At 67.7% G+C, this 14,230-nt stretch carries 13 protein-coding genes and 1 pseudogene; 8 read left to right on the forward strand and 6 right to left on the reverse strand.

Going from position 1 to position 14,230, the window contains the following annotated elements; genetic code table 11:
* Positions 1–135 precede the first annotated feature (135 nt).
* Both G6N32_RS10520 and G6N32_RS10525 read left to right on the forward strand, forming a co-directional pair.
* Entirely contained in the window at positions 136–1,122 is a 987-nt protein-coding gene (locus G6N32_RS10520; protein WP_232077596.1) for an FAD:protein FMN transferase, read from the forward strand.
* A complete protein-coding gene (locus G6N32_RS10525) occupies positions 1,119–1,358 on the forward strand; it encodes a ferredoxin (protein ID WP_115319551.1) in 240 nt (79 codons plus the stop codon). Before G6N32_RS10520 ends, G6N32_RS10525 begins: the two co-directional genes overlap by 4 nt.
* 6 nt (positions 1,359–1,364) lie before the next feature.
* On the opposite strand, the gene G6N32_RS10530 is transcribed toward G6N32_RS10525, so the two are convergent.
* Positions 1,365–2,120: a response regulator gene (locus G6N32_RS10530; protein WP_115321065.1), complete on the reverse strand. Its 756-nt coding sequence runs from the start codon at positions 2,118–2,120 to the stop codon at positions 1,365–1,367.
* A 137-nt stretch (positions 2,121–2,257) separates the two neighbouring features.
* Between G6N32_RS10530 and G6N32_RS10535 the strand changes: the two genes are divergently transcribed.
* Positions 2,258–2,527 (forward strand): SHOCT domain-containing protein, encoded by a 270-nt coding sequence (locus G6N32_RS10535; protein WP_115319552.1) that lies wholly within the window; start codon positions 2,258–2,260, stop codon positions 2,525–2,527.
* 22 nt (positions 2,528–2,549) lie between these two features.
* Here G6N32_RS10535 and mgtA read toward each other — a convergent pair whose 3' ends face one another.
* The 3 genes and pseudogenes from mgtA to G6N32_RS10550 form a co-directional block, all read right to left on the reverse strand.
* Positions 2,550–5,150, reverse strand: a complete 2,601-nt coding sequence (gene mgtA, locus G6N32_RS10540; RefSeq protein ID WP_232077597.1) for a magnesium-translocating P-type ATPase — start codon at positions 5,148–5,150, stop codon at positions 2,550–2,552.
* Positions 5,151–5,163: 13 nt separating this feature from the next.
* A pseudogene (locus tag G6N32_RS10545) lies at positions 5,164–5,349 on the reverse strand (hypothetical protein); the annotation flags it as partial.
* A gap of 93 nt (positions 5,350–5,442) precedes the next feature.
* Positions 5,443–6,900 carry a bifunctional aminoglycoside phosphotransferase/ATP-binding protein gene (locus G6N32_RS10550; protein WP_115319554.1) on the reverse strand — a complete coding sequence of 486 codons (1,458 nt, stop codon included), beginning with the start codon at positions 6,898–6,900 and terminating at the stop codon, positions 5,443–5,445.
* Positions 6,901–7,081: 181 nt separating this feature from the next.
* Here G6N32_RS10550 and G6N32_RS10555 point away from each other — a divergent pair, with 181 nt between their 5' ends.
* From G6N32_RS10555 to G6N32_RS10575, 5 genes are all read left to right on the forward strand, one after another.
* A complete protein-coding gene (locus G6N32_RS10555; protein WP_410432625.1) occupies positions 7,082–8,071 on the forward strand; it encodes an Acg family FMN-binding oxidoreductase in 990 nt (329 codons plus the stop codon).
* A 37-nt stretch (positions 8,072–8,108) separates the two neighbouring features.
* Positions 8,109–10,151 carry an erythromycin esterase family protein gene (locus tag G6N32_RS10560; protein ID WP_115319556.1) on the forward strand — a complete coding sequence of 681 codons (2,043 nt, stop codon included), beginning with the start codon at positions 8,109–8,111 and terminating at the stop codon, positions 10,149–10,151.
* 8 nt (positions 10,152–10,159) lie between these two features.
* Positions 10,160–11,107: a 1-phosphofructokinase family hexose kinase gene (locus G6N32_RS10565; protein ID WP_115319557.1), complete on the forward strand. Its 948-nt coding sequence runs from the start codon at positions 10,160–10,162 to the stop codon at positions 11,105–11,107.
* A 53-nt stretch (positions 11,108–11,160) separates the two neighbouring features.
* Positions 11,161–11,511 carry a hypothetical protein gene (locus G6N32_RS10570; RefSeq protein ID WP_115321066.1) on the forward strand — a complete coding sequence of 117 codons (351 nt, stop codon included), beginning with the start codon at positions 11,161–11,163 and terminating at the stop codon, positions 11,509–11,511.
* A 114-nt stretch (positions 11,512–11,625) separates the two neighbouring features.
* On the forward strand, positions 11,626–12,426 hold the full coding sequence (locus G6N32_RS10575) for a universal stress protein (RefSeq protein WP_115319558.1): 801 nt from the start codon (positions 11,626–11,628) through the stop codon (positions 12,424–12,426).
* 12 nt (positions 12,427–12,438) lie between these two features.
* Here G6N32_RS10575 and dosR read toward each other — a convergent pair whose 3' ends face one another.
* Both dosR and G6N32_RS10585 read right to left on the reverse strand, forming a co-directional pair.
* On the reverse strand, positions 12,439–13,086 hold the full coding sequence (gene dosR / locus G6N32_RS10580; RefSeq protein ID WP_115319559.1) for a hypoxia response regulator transcription factor DosR/DevR: 648 nt from the start codon (positions 13,084–13,086) through the stop codon (positions 12,439–12,441).
* Between the two features lie 38 nt (positions 13,087–13,124).
* Positions 13,125–13,988, reverse strand: a complete 864-nt coding sequence (locus G6N32_RS10585; protein WP_115319560.1) for a universal stress protein — start codon at positions 13,986–13,988, stop codon at positions 13,125–13,127.
* Between the last annotated feature and the right edge of the window lie 242 nt (positions 13,989–14,230).

Raw genomic sequence — 14,230 nt, forward strand, 5'->3', positions numbered from 1 at the left:
CGGACTGCATTTGCCAGGCAACTCACGCTCTTCGCTCAGGTTATTGCCAGTACCACCGGACGTGGGGCCATCGCCGCTTGCGGGCGCAGGCCCAATTCTTCGAAGCTTCAAAAAACCTGCTGTGAGCATGCAGTCATGGACTCACCCGGTTCTGCGGTACCCGGTGCCGCGTCAGGGGCGGTGGCCGAGATGCCGGCTGCGCGCCCGGCTTGCCCGACCGCGGAAAGCCATTGGCAGCGTTGGACGATGGATATGCAGATCATCGTCACGGACCCCGACGCTCTTGCCGCTGCCCGGCGTGCGGTGGATGCCGAACTCGACGCCATCGACGCTGCGGCCTCACGATTCAACCCTGATTCGGAGATCAACGGCCTCACCCGCTCTGGCCGGCCCACCGAGGTCAGTGAGCTACTCGCCGAACTGCTCGGCGCCGCGTTGGCTGCGGCACAACAGACCGACGGTGACGTCGACCCGACGATCGGCGCCCGCCTGATCGATCTCGGCTACGATCGCGAGATCGCCGCCGTGAATTCGGCTGTGCCGCTGGCGGTGTCGGTCAGCCGGGCAGCCGACTGGTCGATGATCAGACTGGACGGGCGGACGGCCGCGGTGCCGCTCGGGGTGGTTGTCGACCTGGGGTCGACGGCCAAGGCGGTCGCTGCGGATCGCTGCGCGGCACGAGCGCACCGGATCACCGGCGCGGGCGTGCTGGTGAACCTCGGCGGCGACATCGCGACGGCCGGGGATGCTCCCGGCGAGGGCTGGCAGGTGCTGGTCTGCGACGGCGACGATGAACCGGCGACGACGGTCGCATTGTCGCCGGGCGTGGCCATGGCCACGTCGAGCACCTTGCGCCGCCGGTGGCGACGTGGCAGGCGGGCGCTGCACCACATCGTCGACCCGCGGTCGGGCTGGCCGGCGGAACCGGTGTGGCGCACCGTCAGCGTCGTCGCTGCCAGCTGTCTTAAAGCCAACACAGTCAGCACCGCGGCGGTGATCCGCGGCTGGCGCGCGCTCGACTGGATCCGGGCACAGGGCCTGCCCGCCCGGCTGGTGGACAGCGACGGGATCGTGCACACACTCGGCGGATGGCCGGCGGAACACTCAGGTGGGCGGAGATGACAAAGAGCGCGACGCAGCAGACAACGCTGCGGCTGCATATCGATTGGACGCGCTGCGACGGACGCGGGCTGTGCAGCGAGCTGCTGCCACAGCTGCTGGGTCGTGACGATTGGGGATATCCGCGCAGCCGGGACAACTCCCGGGAAGCGTCGGTGCCCACGCCTGTGGTGAAGTACGCGCGTCGCGCTGTTGCCCGATGTCCGCGGTTGGCGCTGACTCTGGTCGAGGACGCCTGAGGGCGCTCACTGCCCGGTTCCCATCCGGTAGCCCACGCCCCGCACGGTCAAGACGAACTTCGGTTCGGCGGGATTGTCGCCGAGTTTGCGCCGCAGGTGCCCCACGTGGACGTCGACAAGGTGGTCATTACCCACCCACGGTTCGCCCCAGACCTCGTCGATCAGGTTGCGACGGGTCCAGACCACACCGGGCCGGGAAGACAGCGCGGCCAATATGTCGAACTCGGTGCGGGTCAACGAGATCGGCTCTGTGCCGACGAAGACCTGACGACTGGCAACGTCGATGGAGAGCGGGCCGAACACCCTCGGCGGTGATTCGCTGTGCGGTGCGCCGGCGGGCGCGACAGGTGGGGCCACCGAGCGCGGCCTGCGTAGCATCGCCCGGATCCTGGCGACCAGCTCCCGGGGGCTGAACGGTTTGGTCACGTAGTCGTCGGCTCCGACCGACAGCCCGACGATGGTGTCGACTTCGCTGTCGCGGGCGGTCAGCATCACCACGTAGGCGTCGGAGAACGTCCGCAACTGCCGGCACACTTCGAGGCCGTCGATGCCCGGCAGGCCGAGGTCGAGCACCACCACGTCCGGGTCGACCTGCCGTGCCACGTCCAGCGCTTCGAGCCCGGACAGGCACACCGTCACCTCGAAATGCTCGCGTTCCAGATAGCTGGCGACGACCTCGGCCAGCGGCTTCTCGTCGTCCACCACCAGGGCGCGATAACCCAGGTCAGCGTCGTGCGGAGTTGCCTGTGATCCGGGATCCATGACCTTCATCGTGCCGTGCCACCGCGCCGGGTTGTGGTCTTGAGCCAATCTTTACCGAACCAACACCAAAAGCCGCATCGGTCCGGCGCAGCGTGGAATGAGTAACCGGAGGAGCCGCGACGAGAGGGTGGTGTCCGATGATGTTCTGGTTTGACCATGACATGAGCGGGTGGGGATACGCGGGCATGGCGGTCGGCATGGTGGTGTTCTGGGCGCTCGTCATCGCCGGAATCGTTGCGCTGGTGCGGTTCACCGCGGGGCCGTCTCAGGCGGGCCCAGGTCCGTCGTACCCGGCGTACACCGCATCGCCGGAACAGCTTCTGGCTGCGCGGTTCGCGCGCGGGGAGATCGACGATGCGGAGTACCGCCAGCGGCTGGCGGTCCTGCGTGGTGCGGAGCGGCGCTGAGGCCGGTGTCGGGGTGCCCTTGTCAGGCTGGCTGTCCGAGCCGTCCACCATGGCTGAATCGTGCTGCCCGGCGGCCGATTCGGTGTTCGCGGCCGCGGACACGAAGAGGCGGACCGGCTGGGCGGACCGGCTCGGCGTAGAACACCCGCTTGGTGATCTCCACGAGAACCAGGTAGGCGACGGTGAGTAGAGCCAGCGCACCGTAGAACTGCCACGGCAGCGGTGTGAAGCCGAGGGCGCGGGCCACCGGGGAGATGGTCAGCACGACACCGATGGTGATGGCGGTGAACGTCGCCGCGGCCAGCAGCCCGCCCGGCCGGCTGCGCAGGAACGGCACCCGCCGGGTGCGGATCGCGAAGATGATCAGTGTCTGGGTGGCCAGCGACTCCACGAACCATCCGGTCCGGAATTCGGTGGGACCCGCGTGCAGTACACCGAGCATGAGCCCGAACGTCATGAAATCGAACAGCGAACTGATGGGGCCGAATGTCAGCATGAATCGCCGAATGAACGCGATGTTCCAGTGCGACGGTGCGTGTAGCTGCTCTTCGTCGACCCGGTCGCTGGGGATGGCGAGTTGAGACGAGTCGTAGAGCAGGTTGTTCAGCAGGATCTGGCTGGGCAGCATGGGCAGGAACGTCAGAACGGCCGATGCCGCGGCCGCCGAGAACATGTTGCCGAAGTTGCTCGACGTCCCCATCAGGACGTACTTGATGGTGTTGGCGAAGATTCGGCGACCCTCGGCCACCCCGGTGGCCAGGACCCCCAGGTCCTTCTCCAGCAGTACGACGTCCGCCGCGTCCTTGGCGACGTCGGTGGCGGTGTCGACCGAGATCCCGACATCGGCGGAGTGCAGTGCCAACGCGTCATTGACGCCGTCACCGAGGAATCCCACCGAGCGGCCGGTTCGCCGGAGCACCGTGATGAGGCGGGCCTTCTGCTCGGGTGAGATTCGGGCGAACACGTTCGCGGTGCGGGCGGCAGCCTCGAACCCGGCGTCATCGAGGGCGGCCAACTCGGCACCCGACACTGTGCCCTTGGATGCCAAACCGAGCTCAGCACAGACCTTTTCGGCCACCGTCGCGTTGTCTCCGGTAGCCACCTTCACCTCGATGCCCAACTCGGCCAGCCGAGCCAGCGACTCGCGTGCCGCCGCCTTGGGTGGGTCGGCGAAGACGAGGAAGCCGTCCAGCGTCAGCCGGGTCTCGTCGGCGGGGGTGATCGTGGACAGTTCGGGAGCGGGCCTGCTGGCGACCGCGACGACGCGCCGCCCCTGGCGGAACAGCCGATCCAGCACCGGCTGCGCGGTGGCGGGCACCGCCGCGCAATGCGCGAGGACTTGTTCGGGGGCGCCCTTGACGATCAGCACCGGGGCGCCGGCGTCGTCGATGAGAGCCGAGGTGGCGCGGCGGGTGTGGTCGAACGGAAGTTCGGCGATCCGGTGCGCGCCCCTGGTGACCACCTGCCGTCCCGCCTCGCAGTCCCACAGGGCGGCATCCATTTCGTTGGCACTCGTCCCACCGCATTCGGGGTCGACGTCGGTGGCCAACAAGCCCTTGCGCAGCAGGACATCCGAGACCGCGCCAGTGGGGTCGACCGCTTCGACCAGGGTGATGCGTCCCTCGGTCAGTGTGCCGGTTTTGTCGGTGATGAGGATGTCGATGTCGCCGAGGTCCTCGATGCACACCAGCCGCTTGACCAGAACCTTGAGTTGGGCCAGCCGTCGAGACCCGGTGGCCAGACTGGTGCTGACGACGGCGGGCAGCAGCTGGGGAGTGATACCGACCGCGATCGCCAGGGCAAAGAGCACCGAGTCGATCAGCGGGCGGCGCAGGAGCAGGTTGATGGCGAGGATCATCACGGTCAGTGTGATCGCCACGTGCAGAAGCAGATACGAGAACCGGCGCAGGCCGGTCTGGAAGTCGGTTTCCGGCTGCCGTTCGCCCAGTCCTGCCGCGATCTTGCCGAATTGTGCATTCAGTCCGGTCGCGTAGACCACCGCGGTCGCGTCCCCGGCCGACACGACTGTGCCCATGAACGCCAGATCGGTGAAGTCCGCCATGGACGCGTCGCGCGGCGCCGGTGAGGTGGACTTCTCGGCGGCGGTGGATTCGCCGGTGAGGATGCTCTCGTTGCATTCGAGTCCGTTGACGGTGATCAGCCGCACGTCGGCGGGTACCAACTCGCCCAGAGTCAGCGCAATGACGTCCCCGGGTACCAGCTCGTTGACATCGCGCTTGACGTACTGGCCGTCGCGGCGGACCACGGCGTGATGCCGAACTCTGGAGTGCAGTGCGGCGGTGGCCCGTTCGGCGCGGTATTCGTTGAGGAAACCCAGCCCGATGCTGACGAACAGTATGACGCCGATGATCAGGGCCTGGGTGGAGTCACCGAGGAAGAACGACAGCACCGCGGTTGCCGCCAGAAGCGCCAGAACCGCATTGTTGAGCTGCCGCCGCAGTACCGCCCAGGCGCTGACCCGATGTGTCCGAAGCGAATTGGGGCCATATCGGCTCAGGCGGGCGGCAGCCTCGGAACTGGACAGACCCTGGGCCGAGGTGTCCAGGTCGTCGAGGACGGCAGCCAGTGGCGCCGCGGCGATCGCCGCGGCCGTCAGAGTCACGGCGCCACCGAGTTCATCGGGAACGGTTGCCGTCACCAGCTCGCGCCGATTCCAGGAGCAGCCGACGCTCGGCCGCGGCGATCGTGCGGCGGGCGTGCCCGAGCGCATCGGGATGGACCGAGATCGAGGTGATCCCCATGCGCACAGGATATTCGGCGAATGCCGGTGTGGTGGACGGTGCCTGACCGCACAGTGACGACGGCATTCTCGGCGTCGCTCATGCCGAGGTCACTGATGTCTTCGGCGTATGGTCCGGCATCGTGGAAACCCTCCAATTGTGCTGCCGGACTGGTCACACGGCCAGTACGCAGATCTCCTTGGCCCGGGCCACGGAGTGGGCCTGCGGACCGGTGGTGTCCACGCGATGTGCGTCGGTCCAGGCGCCGTCGCCGCGATCGGCGAGGGCGACGGCGATCTCGGGCGTCACCTGCGACGTGGTCTGGGTGCGCTCGCTGACTCGGGTGACCGTGGCGTCGAGCGGTGCGGTGCAGGCGAACTCGATCTCCACCGCGCCGCTGTCGGCGGCTATCTGCCGGGCCAGCTCGCGGTGGCGGTGGTCGAGCCAGGTGCCGTCGAGCACCACGCTGCGGCCCTCGCACAGCTTGAGGTGAGCCTGGCGGAGCACACTGTCGTAGACAGCGTCGACGTTCTCGCGGCTGTACAGCCCGTCGTCGAGTACCCCTGGTGCGCCGGTGATCTCGCCGCGCCGGACCATGTCGGCACGCACGTCGTCCGTCGAGATCACTTCAGCGCCGATCTCGTTCGCCAACGACCGGGACAAGGTGGTCTTGCCGGTGCCGGGGCCGCCGCCCACCAGGATCAGCCGGACCGCCGCGGCACGCAGGTGGTCCAGGGCGATCTCCAGATGGCGCCGCGCGTCGGCGGCGGCATTTCCGTCCTGCTGGGTGTGGCGAATGCAGTCGACCTTGGCCCGAACGACCGCCCGGTAGGCAATGTAGAAGTGGCACAGCGAATCCGGTGCATCGTCGCCGGACAGCTCCCGGTAGCGCCGGAGAAACAGAGTGGCCAGATCCACCCGGCCCAGGAATTCCAGATCCATCGCCAGGAACGCCGCGTCGTCGATGACATCGACGTAGCGCAGGTGGTCGTCGAACTCCAGGCAGTCCAGCAGTGCCGGACCGTCCGGCAAGCAGAAGATGTCGTCGGCGCGCAGATCGGCGTGACCGTCGACGATCTTGTGGTCGCTGAGACGGCGGGCGAACAGCACCGCCCGCCCGGCGATGAATTGATGTGACAGCCGTGCGATTTCGGCAACCACATCCGAGTCGATACCGACGTCACCGTTCTGGGCGTAGCGCTGCAGCTCGTCCACGTTTTCCTGCCATCGTGCGGCGATAGCATCGACCCGGCCCTGGGCGTCCACGTCCCGCCCGCGGGGAGCCGCGGCGTGGAATCGCGAGAGCACCAACGCGACCGCCGCGAGCTGATCCTCGACCGGCTCTCCGTGGCGCACCATGGTCGCCAGTCGCCGATCGTCGGGATGGCGGCGCATGACGATGACCGGTTCGGGGTCTCCGCCCGGTGCGGTGAAGTGCGCGACGCCGAGGTAGCTGTCGGGTGCCAGACGGCGGTTGAGCGCCACCTCGCTGGCGCAGGCGTGCTCACGCCGTTCGAGGGTGGAGAAGTCGAGGAAATCGTTGACGACCGGTTTCTTGATCTTGTAGGCCCGGTCGTCGATCAAGAACACCATTCCAGTGTGGGTTTCAGCGATCCGCGGGTGCCATCCCATACCGTCGATCCTCGCCTGCCGGCGCCGGCGATCACAGCGGTACTCAGGCCACTGCGGATGGGTGCAAGGTCCCTGCCCGCAGAGTACAAAGGCCTTCAAGGTAGGTCCCCACCGAGATGACTTCCGACCCCTGGCAGGCGCGCCGCACGGACATAGGGTTGGCGCAGACAGAGGGCGGTGGTTGCCGATGGTCATGTCGACGCTCGATCCCCAGGTGATCGCGAATGCGGTGGAATTGGCGTGCCGGGCGCCGTCGGTGCACAACAGCCAACCATGGCGGTGGGTCGCCGAAGGGCCTTCGCTGAAACTCTTTCTGGACGCCGGGCGGGTGCCTCACGCCACGGACCGGTCCGGCCGGGAAGCCGTGATCAGTTGTGGCGCCGTGCTCGACCATGTGCGGGTGGCCGTCGCCGCCGCCGGGTGGGAGGCGATCATCTCGCGGTTTCCCAATCCGAACGAACCCGAGCACCTGGCGACGATCGACTTCAGCGCGATGGAATTCGTCACCGATGCTGTGCGCAGCCGCGCGGACGCGATCCTGGTGCGCCGCACCGACCGGTTGCCGCTGGCGCCCCCACCGGACTGGACGTCGTTCGAGTCGGTGCTGCGAAGTACCGTCGACACCGACCGCGTGGCGATTCGGGTGCTGCCCGACTCGGTGCGCCCGCAGTTGGCCCAGGCCTCGCGGCTGACCGAGTCGCTGCGCCGCTACGACGCCTCCTATCACGCGGAATTGGCTTGGTGGACAGCGCCGTACGAAGTATCCGACGGTGTACCGCACAGCAGCCTGGTGTCGGTCGCCGAGCGTGACCGGGTCGATGTCGCCCGGGTGTTTCCGGGGACCGAGCACGCCGACCGGCGGCCGGAGGTCGACCAGGATCGGTCCACGATCGTGGTGCTCTCGACGTTCGGCGACTCGCGCCGCGATGCCCTGGAGTGCGGAGAAGTTCTCTCCGATGTGCTGCTGGAAGCCACCCTGGCCGGGTTGGCCACCTGCACGCTGACCCACATGACCGAGTTGGCGGCCAGCCGCGACGTGGTGCGGGCGCTGACCGGCAACCAGGACGACCCGCAATTGCTGATCCGCGTCGGCCTGGCGCCGGCGATCGGGCAGACACCCCCTGCTACGCCACGCCGGCCGCTGTCGGGCGTACTCGAATTTCGCGGATGAACCCTCGGCACCGGCCGCACGACGAACGGAGCACATCATGACCACCGCGCCTACGACACCGCCGCAGCATCCGCGACGTGTCTTCCGTGACCGGCGAGAAGCCGGCCGGGTTCTGGCCCACCTGTTGGACGGCTACCGCGGTCGCGGTGGTGTTGTGGTGCTGGGGTTGGCCCGTGGCGGCGTGCCGGTTGCCTGGGAAGTCGCGGCGGCACTCGGCGCTCCGCTGGATGCGTTCATCGTGCGCAAGCTCGGCGCACCGGGGCACGCCGAGTTCGCGATGGGTGCGCTGGCGTCGGGTGGGCGGGTGGTGGTCAACGATGACGTCATCCGCGCCCTGCGGGTGACACCGCAGGAGTTGCGCGACGCCACCGAGCGGGAAGCCCGGGAACTGGCTCGGCGGGAAAGCGCCTACCGTGGCGGACGTCCGCCGCTGGACGTGGCGGGTAAGACGGTGATCCTCGTCGACGACGGCCTGGCCACCGGGGCGAGCATGCTCGCCGCCGTGCAGGCTTTGCGCGAGATGGAGCCCGCCGAGATCGTGGTCGCCGTCCCCGCAGCGCCGCAGTCGACCTGCCGCGAATTCGCCTCTTTGGTGGACGATCTCGTGTGCGCGTCGATGCCCACCCCGTTCTTGGCGGTCGGAGAGTCGTTCTGGAACTTCGAGCAGGTCAGTGACACGGAGGTACGGAATCTGCTGGCCACCCCGACGACCGGCATCGGCACCGCGCGGCTGCGCATCGCGGAAACGCCCGCGGAAGTGATCGGCCGCTGCGCCGTCGATGCCCCCTCGGGGGTGCCGCCGCGGGAGGCGCTGGAGGAGTTGGTCGGTGATGCGCGGGTGGTGCTGATCGGGGAAAGCTCACACGGCACTCGCGAGTTCTACGAGGCGCGTGCGGAAATCACCAAATGGCTGATTCAGGAGAAGGGCTTCTGCGCGGTGGCAGCCGAAGCCGACTGGCCCGACGCCTACCGGGTCAACCGGTATGTCCGTGGCCGCAGTGACGACGACTCCGCCGACGGCGCGTTGAAGGGGTTCGAGCGATTCCCCGCGTGGATGTGGCGCAACACCACCGTCCGTGATTTCACCGCCTGGCTGCACGCCCACAACGCCGGGTGTCGTGCCGATGGACGACGTGAGGCCGGGTTCTACGGTCTGGATCTCTACAGCCTGCATCGCTCGATGCAGGAGGTGATCGACTACCTGGACAACGTCGACCCGGTCGCGGCGCAACGGGCGCGAGAGCGGTACGCCTGTTTTGATCACGCCGGCGGGGACGACGGTCAGGCGTACGGGTACGCCGCGGCCTTCGGCGCCGGGATGTCCTGCGAGGCAGAGGTTGTCGAGCAGTTGGTCGAACTGCAACGCGCAGGGCTGCAGTATGCGCGCCGGGACGGACTTCTCGCCGAAGACGAACTGTTCTATGCCCAACAGAATGCACAGACGGTCCGCAACGCGGAGGTCTACTACCGTTCGATGTTCGGCAGCCGGGTGTCGTCATGGAATCTGCGCGACCAGCACATGTTCCAGACGTTGAGAGCGTTGCGCGCGCATCTGCATCAACACAACGGTGAGCCTGCCCGAATCGTGGTGTGGGCCCACAACTCTCACGTCGGTGACGCGCGGGCAACGGAGGTGGGGGCCGACGGGCAGCTGACGTTGGGTCAGCTCGTTCGGGAGGGGTACGGCGAGCAGGCGTTGCTGATCGGATTCACCACCTACTCGGGGACCGTCACCGCCGCCAGTGAATGGGGCGCGGTGGCCGAGCGGAAGGTGGTTCGGCCTGCTCTCAACGGCAGTGTCGAGGAACTGCTGCACGAGGTCGACCGACCAGAATTTCTGGTCTCTGCGCTTCTCAGTCGGGAAGCTGCCGGCCCACTGGACACCGTGCGCCTCGGCCGGGCGATCGGGGTGATCTATCAACCCGCCACCGAACGGCAGAGTCACTACTACCACGTGCGGCCAGGCGAACAGTTCGACGCGATCATTCACATCGACCGCACGACAGCCCTGGAACCGCTTGAGCTCAACAGTGTCTGGGTCGCGGCGCAGACACCCGAGACCTACCCGACCGGCCTGTGAGCGCCCCCATGATCGTCACGGTGACGATGAATCCGGCCCTCGACATCACCGTGGACGCCGAACGCGTGGGACCAACCGACAAAGTCCGTTGTTGCGCAGATATTTACGATGCCGGCGGTGGCGGACTCAATGTCGCCCGGTTCGCGCGGGCGTTGGGCGCTCCCGTCTCCGCCGTGCTCACCGCCGGTGGTCCGATAGGAGCGCGCCTGGTGGAGCTCCTCGACGACGCCATCGTGCCCAACACGTTCGTCGCACTGCGCGGCGACACCCGGGAGAGCTTCACGGTCAACGAACGCTCGACCGGCAGGCAGTACCGGTTCGTGCTACCCGGACCCGTGCTGACCGCCGACGAGCAGCTGCGCTGTCTCGAGGTGATCGACGCCAGTGCAAACGGCGCCGCGTTCGTGGTCGCGAGCGGCAGCCTGCCGCCCGGCGTTCCCGCCGACTTCTATCAGCGGATCGCCGACATCTGCCGCAGGCGGCAGGTCCGGCTGGTCCTCGACACCTCGGGCGGCGGCCTCGAGCACATCACGTCGGGCGTGTTCCTGCTGAAACCCAGTGTGCGCGAACTACGGGAATGCGTCGGCAGGCCGCTTGTCACCGAGGGCGAGCAGATAGCCGCCGCCCGGGATCTGATCGATCGTGGCGTCGCCGAGGTGATCGTGGTCTCCCTGGGCGCCGACGGCGCCTTACTCGTCACGGGGAAGCGGTGCGGGCGTTTTGCCCCGGTCGCTGTTCCCACCGTCAGCGGTGTGGGCGCCGGGGACGCGATGGTCGCAGGCATCGTGGTCGGGCTGTCTCGCGAATGGGGGATGGAGAGCGCGGTTCGCTACGGTATCGCCGCTGCGACGGCGAAGCTTGAGACACCCGGCACCTCGACATTCGACAGAGCCGACGTCGACCGCTATCTCGAGCAGGTTCCGGCTCCGGAGACCGTGATCGCTGGAGCGCAGTGACCTCGGGCTCTGACGACACCACCCGGCGCACAGCGCAGAGCAAGGAGGTCACCATGATCGAGACCGCGCAGGACACGACACCGGCTGCCCGCCAGGGTATCCCGGCGTGGCTCAACTGGTTCCTGGCATTGCTCACCATCCCGGTCGCGGCCGCGGTGATGTTCGTCGCTTTCGGAGCTGTGCTGGGCATCGCCCGGTGTACCGATACGACGGCCTGCCCGCACATGGGGCCAGGCGAATTCTGGTTCGGGATCCTGGCCTACGGGCCACCGGTGGTGGCGCTGCTGACGATCGCCGTGTCGGTCGTCACCGCCAGCCGCAGGCACGGCATCGTGGTCCCGCTCGTGGGGCTGGGGCTGTTGGTCGCCGACGCCGCGGTCCTGGTGATCACGTTCCGGCCGTAGGGGTGATTAGAGGCCAAAGTCCTGCGCCGGTGCCGCAGATGGGCCGATGAGCCTGCTCTTCGACCGACCAAAGGCCCTCGTGGCGGCAGTGGACGATCGGTAGCGTCGGATGCCATGGGCGTTCACGCCGCTGAACTGCCAGGTGCCGTCGTCGTCGGGGTCGATGGCACCCCATGGTCGTTGAGCGCGCTCACCTGGGCGGTGCCCGAGGCTGTCAGCCGCGACGTGCCGTTGCGGCTGGTTCACGCGGTGCCGCCCGCACTTTCGACGCCCTCCGGTGGTGATTGTGATTGGGACGCAGTGCTTGTCGAAGCCCAGGATGTGGCGACCCAAACGCGCCGTGGCGTATGTGTGGAGACTGCATCGGTGGTCGGATCACCCGGCGACGTGCTGGAGCGGGAGTCTGCCGACGCCGCCATGGTGTGCATCGGTGCCCGCCCACCGCATGCGGCAGGCGGACGCCTTTTCGGCGGAACGGCAAGTCATCTCGCTGACCACGCTCGATGCCCGGTTGCGATCATCCGCACCGGCGACGATGGCAGGGCCCGCGTCGGGGGCGTGGTGTCGGTGGTGCTCTCCGATGATCCTGACAACGACGATGTCGTACACCTGGCCATGCAGGAAGGACGGTTGCGCGACGCGACCGTCCGGCAGATCGATCGGCGCGTGGACAGCTGGATTCGGCGGTATCCCGATGTCCACGTCGAGGTCGTTTCGGCAGGCACCGGGTGGGTGGGCCACCACGATGAGGACCCGCACGAGCGGCAGGTCGGTCTCGCGGTGGTCGGCACGTCGGATGCCGGCACCCTCACCTCGCTCGCTGTGCCCAATTGCCATCCGATCCTGGGCTATCCGGATTGCTCGGTGCTCCTGGTGAGGCAGGCGACCGACGAGCCGGCGGCCCGGCCCGGCTGACGTGCCGGTCGGCTAGTAGCCGCCGTGCTCGTGGTGATCCAGCTTGGCGACGAACACCGCCGCCTGCGTGCGCCGCTCCATGCCCAGTTTGGCCAGGAGCCGGGAGACATAGTTCTTGATCGTCTTCTCGGTGAGAAACATCCGGTCGGCGATCTGTTTGTTGGTGAGGCCCTCGCCCAGCAGAGTCAGCAGCGACCGTTCCTGTTCGGTCAGGCCGGAGAGCGGATCGGATCGCTGTGTCGCACCGCGCAACTTGGCCATCAACGCCGCGGCGGCCCGGTTATCCAGTAGCGAGCGGCCCGCGCCGACGTCCTTGACGGCCTGGGCCAGCTGCATGCCCTTGATGTCTTTGACGACGTATCCGCTGGCGCCGGCCAGGACCGCGTCCAGCATGGCCTCGTCGGAGGTGAACGAGGTCAGCATCAGACACCGAAGGTCGGAGAGTACGGACAACAGGTCACGGCACAGCTCGATACCGTTGCCGTCGGGCAGCTGCACATCGAGCACCGCGACGTCGGGCTTCGCCGCGGGAATCCGGGCCATCGCCTGGGCGACGGAGCCGGCCTCACCGACGATTTCCAGATCCGGATCTGCGCTGAGCAGGTCGATGAGACCGCGGCGGACCACCTCATGGTCATCTACCAGAAAGACTTTCACCATGGGGGCCTCCAGGAGTTGGGGATCAAAGGTTTCGCGGCCTACAACAGGTTTTGCGGCTCACAGACCAATACCGAGCAATCGGCTTGCGCCAGTACCGCATTTCCGGCTGCGCCGAGCAGTTCCGCGACGCCCTGGCCGCGTTCGTGGGCTACGACCAACAGCTGGATCGAATCCCCATGCGTCATAAGGTAACTCAACGAGTTACCGTGCAGAGCCACCGTGGTGACGGCCACGTCGGGATAGCGTGCGCGCCAGCATTTCAGGCGGCGTTCCAGGGCCGCCTTGGCGTCACGGTTTCCGGCGGCGACCGCATGGCCGTCGTGGATGTCGGGGTAGCGCGACCGCCAGGTCGTGAGGACCCGCAACGGTGCACCGCGCGAACGAGCCTCCTCGAAGCCGTGGCGCAAGGCGGTGTCTCCGGTCGATCCGTCGAGTTCGACGGCCACACATCGCTGCGCTGATGCCACCGGGTCGTGCCCTCTGACCACGGCTACCGGGCAGTGCGCTGCCGTGGCCAGTGCGGTGGCGGTGGATCCGATGTGCCGGTCGCGGAAGTGGTTCAACCCGATGGCGCCGACGCACAGCATGGCGGCGCCTGTGGACGCATCGAGCAACGCTGCCACGGGCTGCTGCTGCACGATCTCCGCCTCGATCTTGACCGGTCGATCGGTCGACTCGACGGCGGCTGCCGTGCAGCGCACCGCCGTTTGGGCTGCGGCGAACTGGCGGGCGATGCGTGGGGCATCGTCGTCGTCTTCTGCGGGGTCGACGGCATAGACCAGGCGCAACGGGATGGCACGGCGGACCGCCTCGTCGACGGCCCAGCACGCGGCCTCGGTGGCCCACCGCGAACCGTCCACGCCCACGACCACGGACGGCGCGACACGCTCTCGTTCGGGCATTGGCCGGTTCCTGTCAACTTGCCGGGACCACTTCGACGCTATCGTCAAAAATCGCCTGCATGCAGGGGGCGAAAGTCCCTGTCCGAAGGCCACTAGTCCTCGTCGCCACGCCGTCGAGCTGGCGCTCAGGTAGGGCGAACCCGCACAGAGACCGGCGAATCGGGGAGTCCCGGCAGGCGTTGGACCGGCAGACCACCCGTCATCAACTTTGGGGACTTGCGGCTCTTATCCGTCGCGCCGGC

The sequence above is a fragment of the Mycolicibacterium aichiense genome, assembly GCF_010726245.1.
Classification (GTDB): Bacteria; Actinomycetota; Actinomycetes; order Mycobacteriales; family Mycobacteriaceae; genus Mycobacterium; species Mycobacterium aichiense.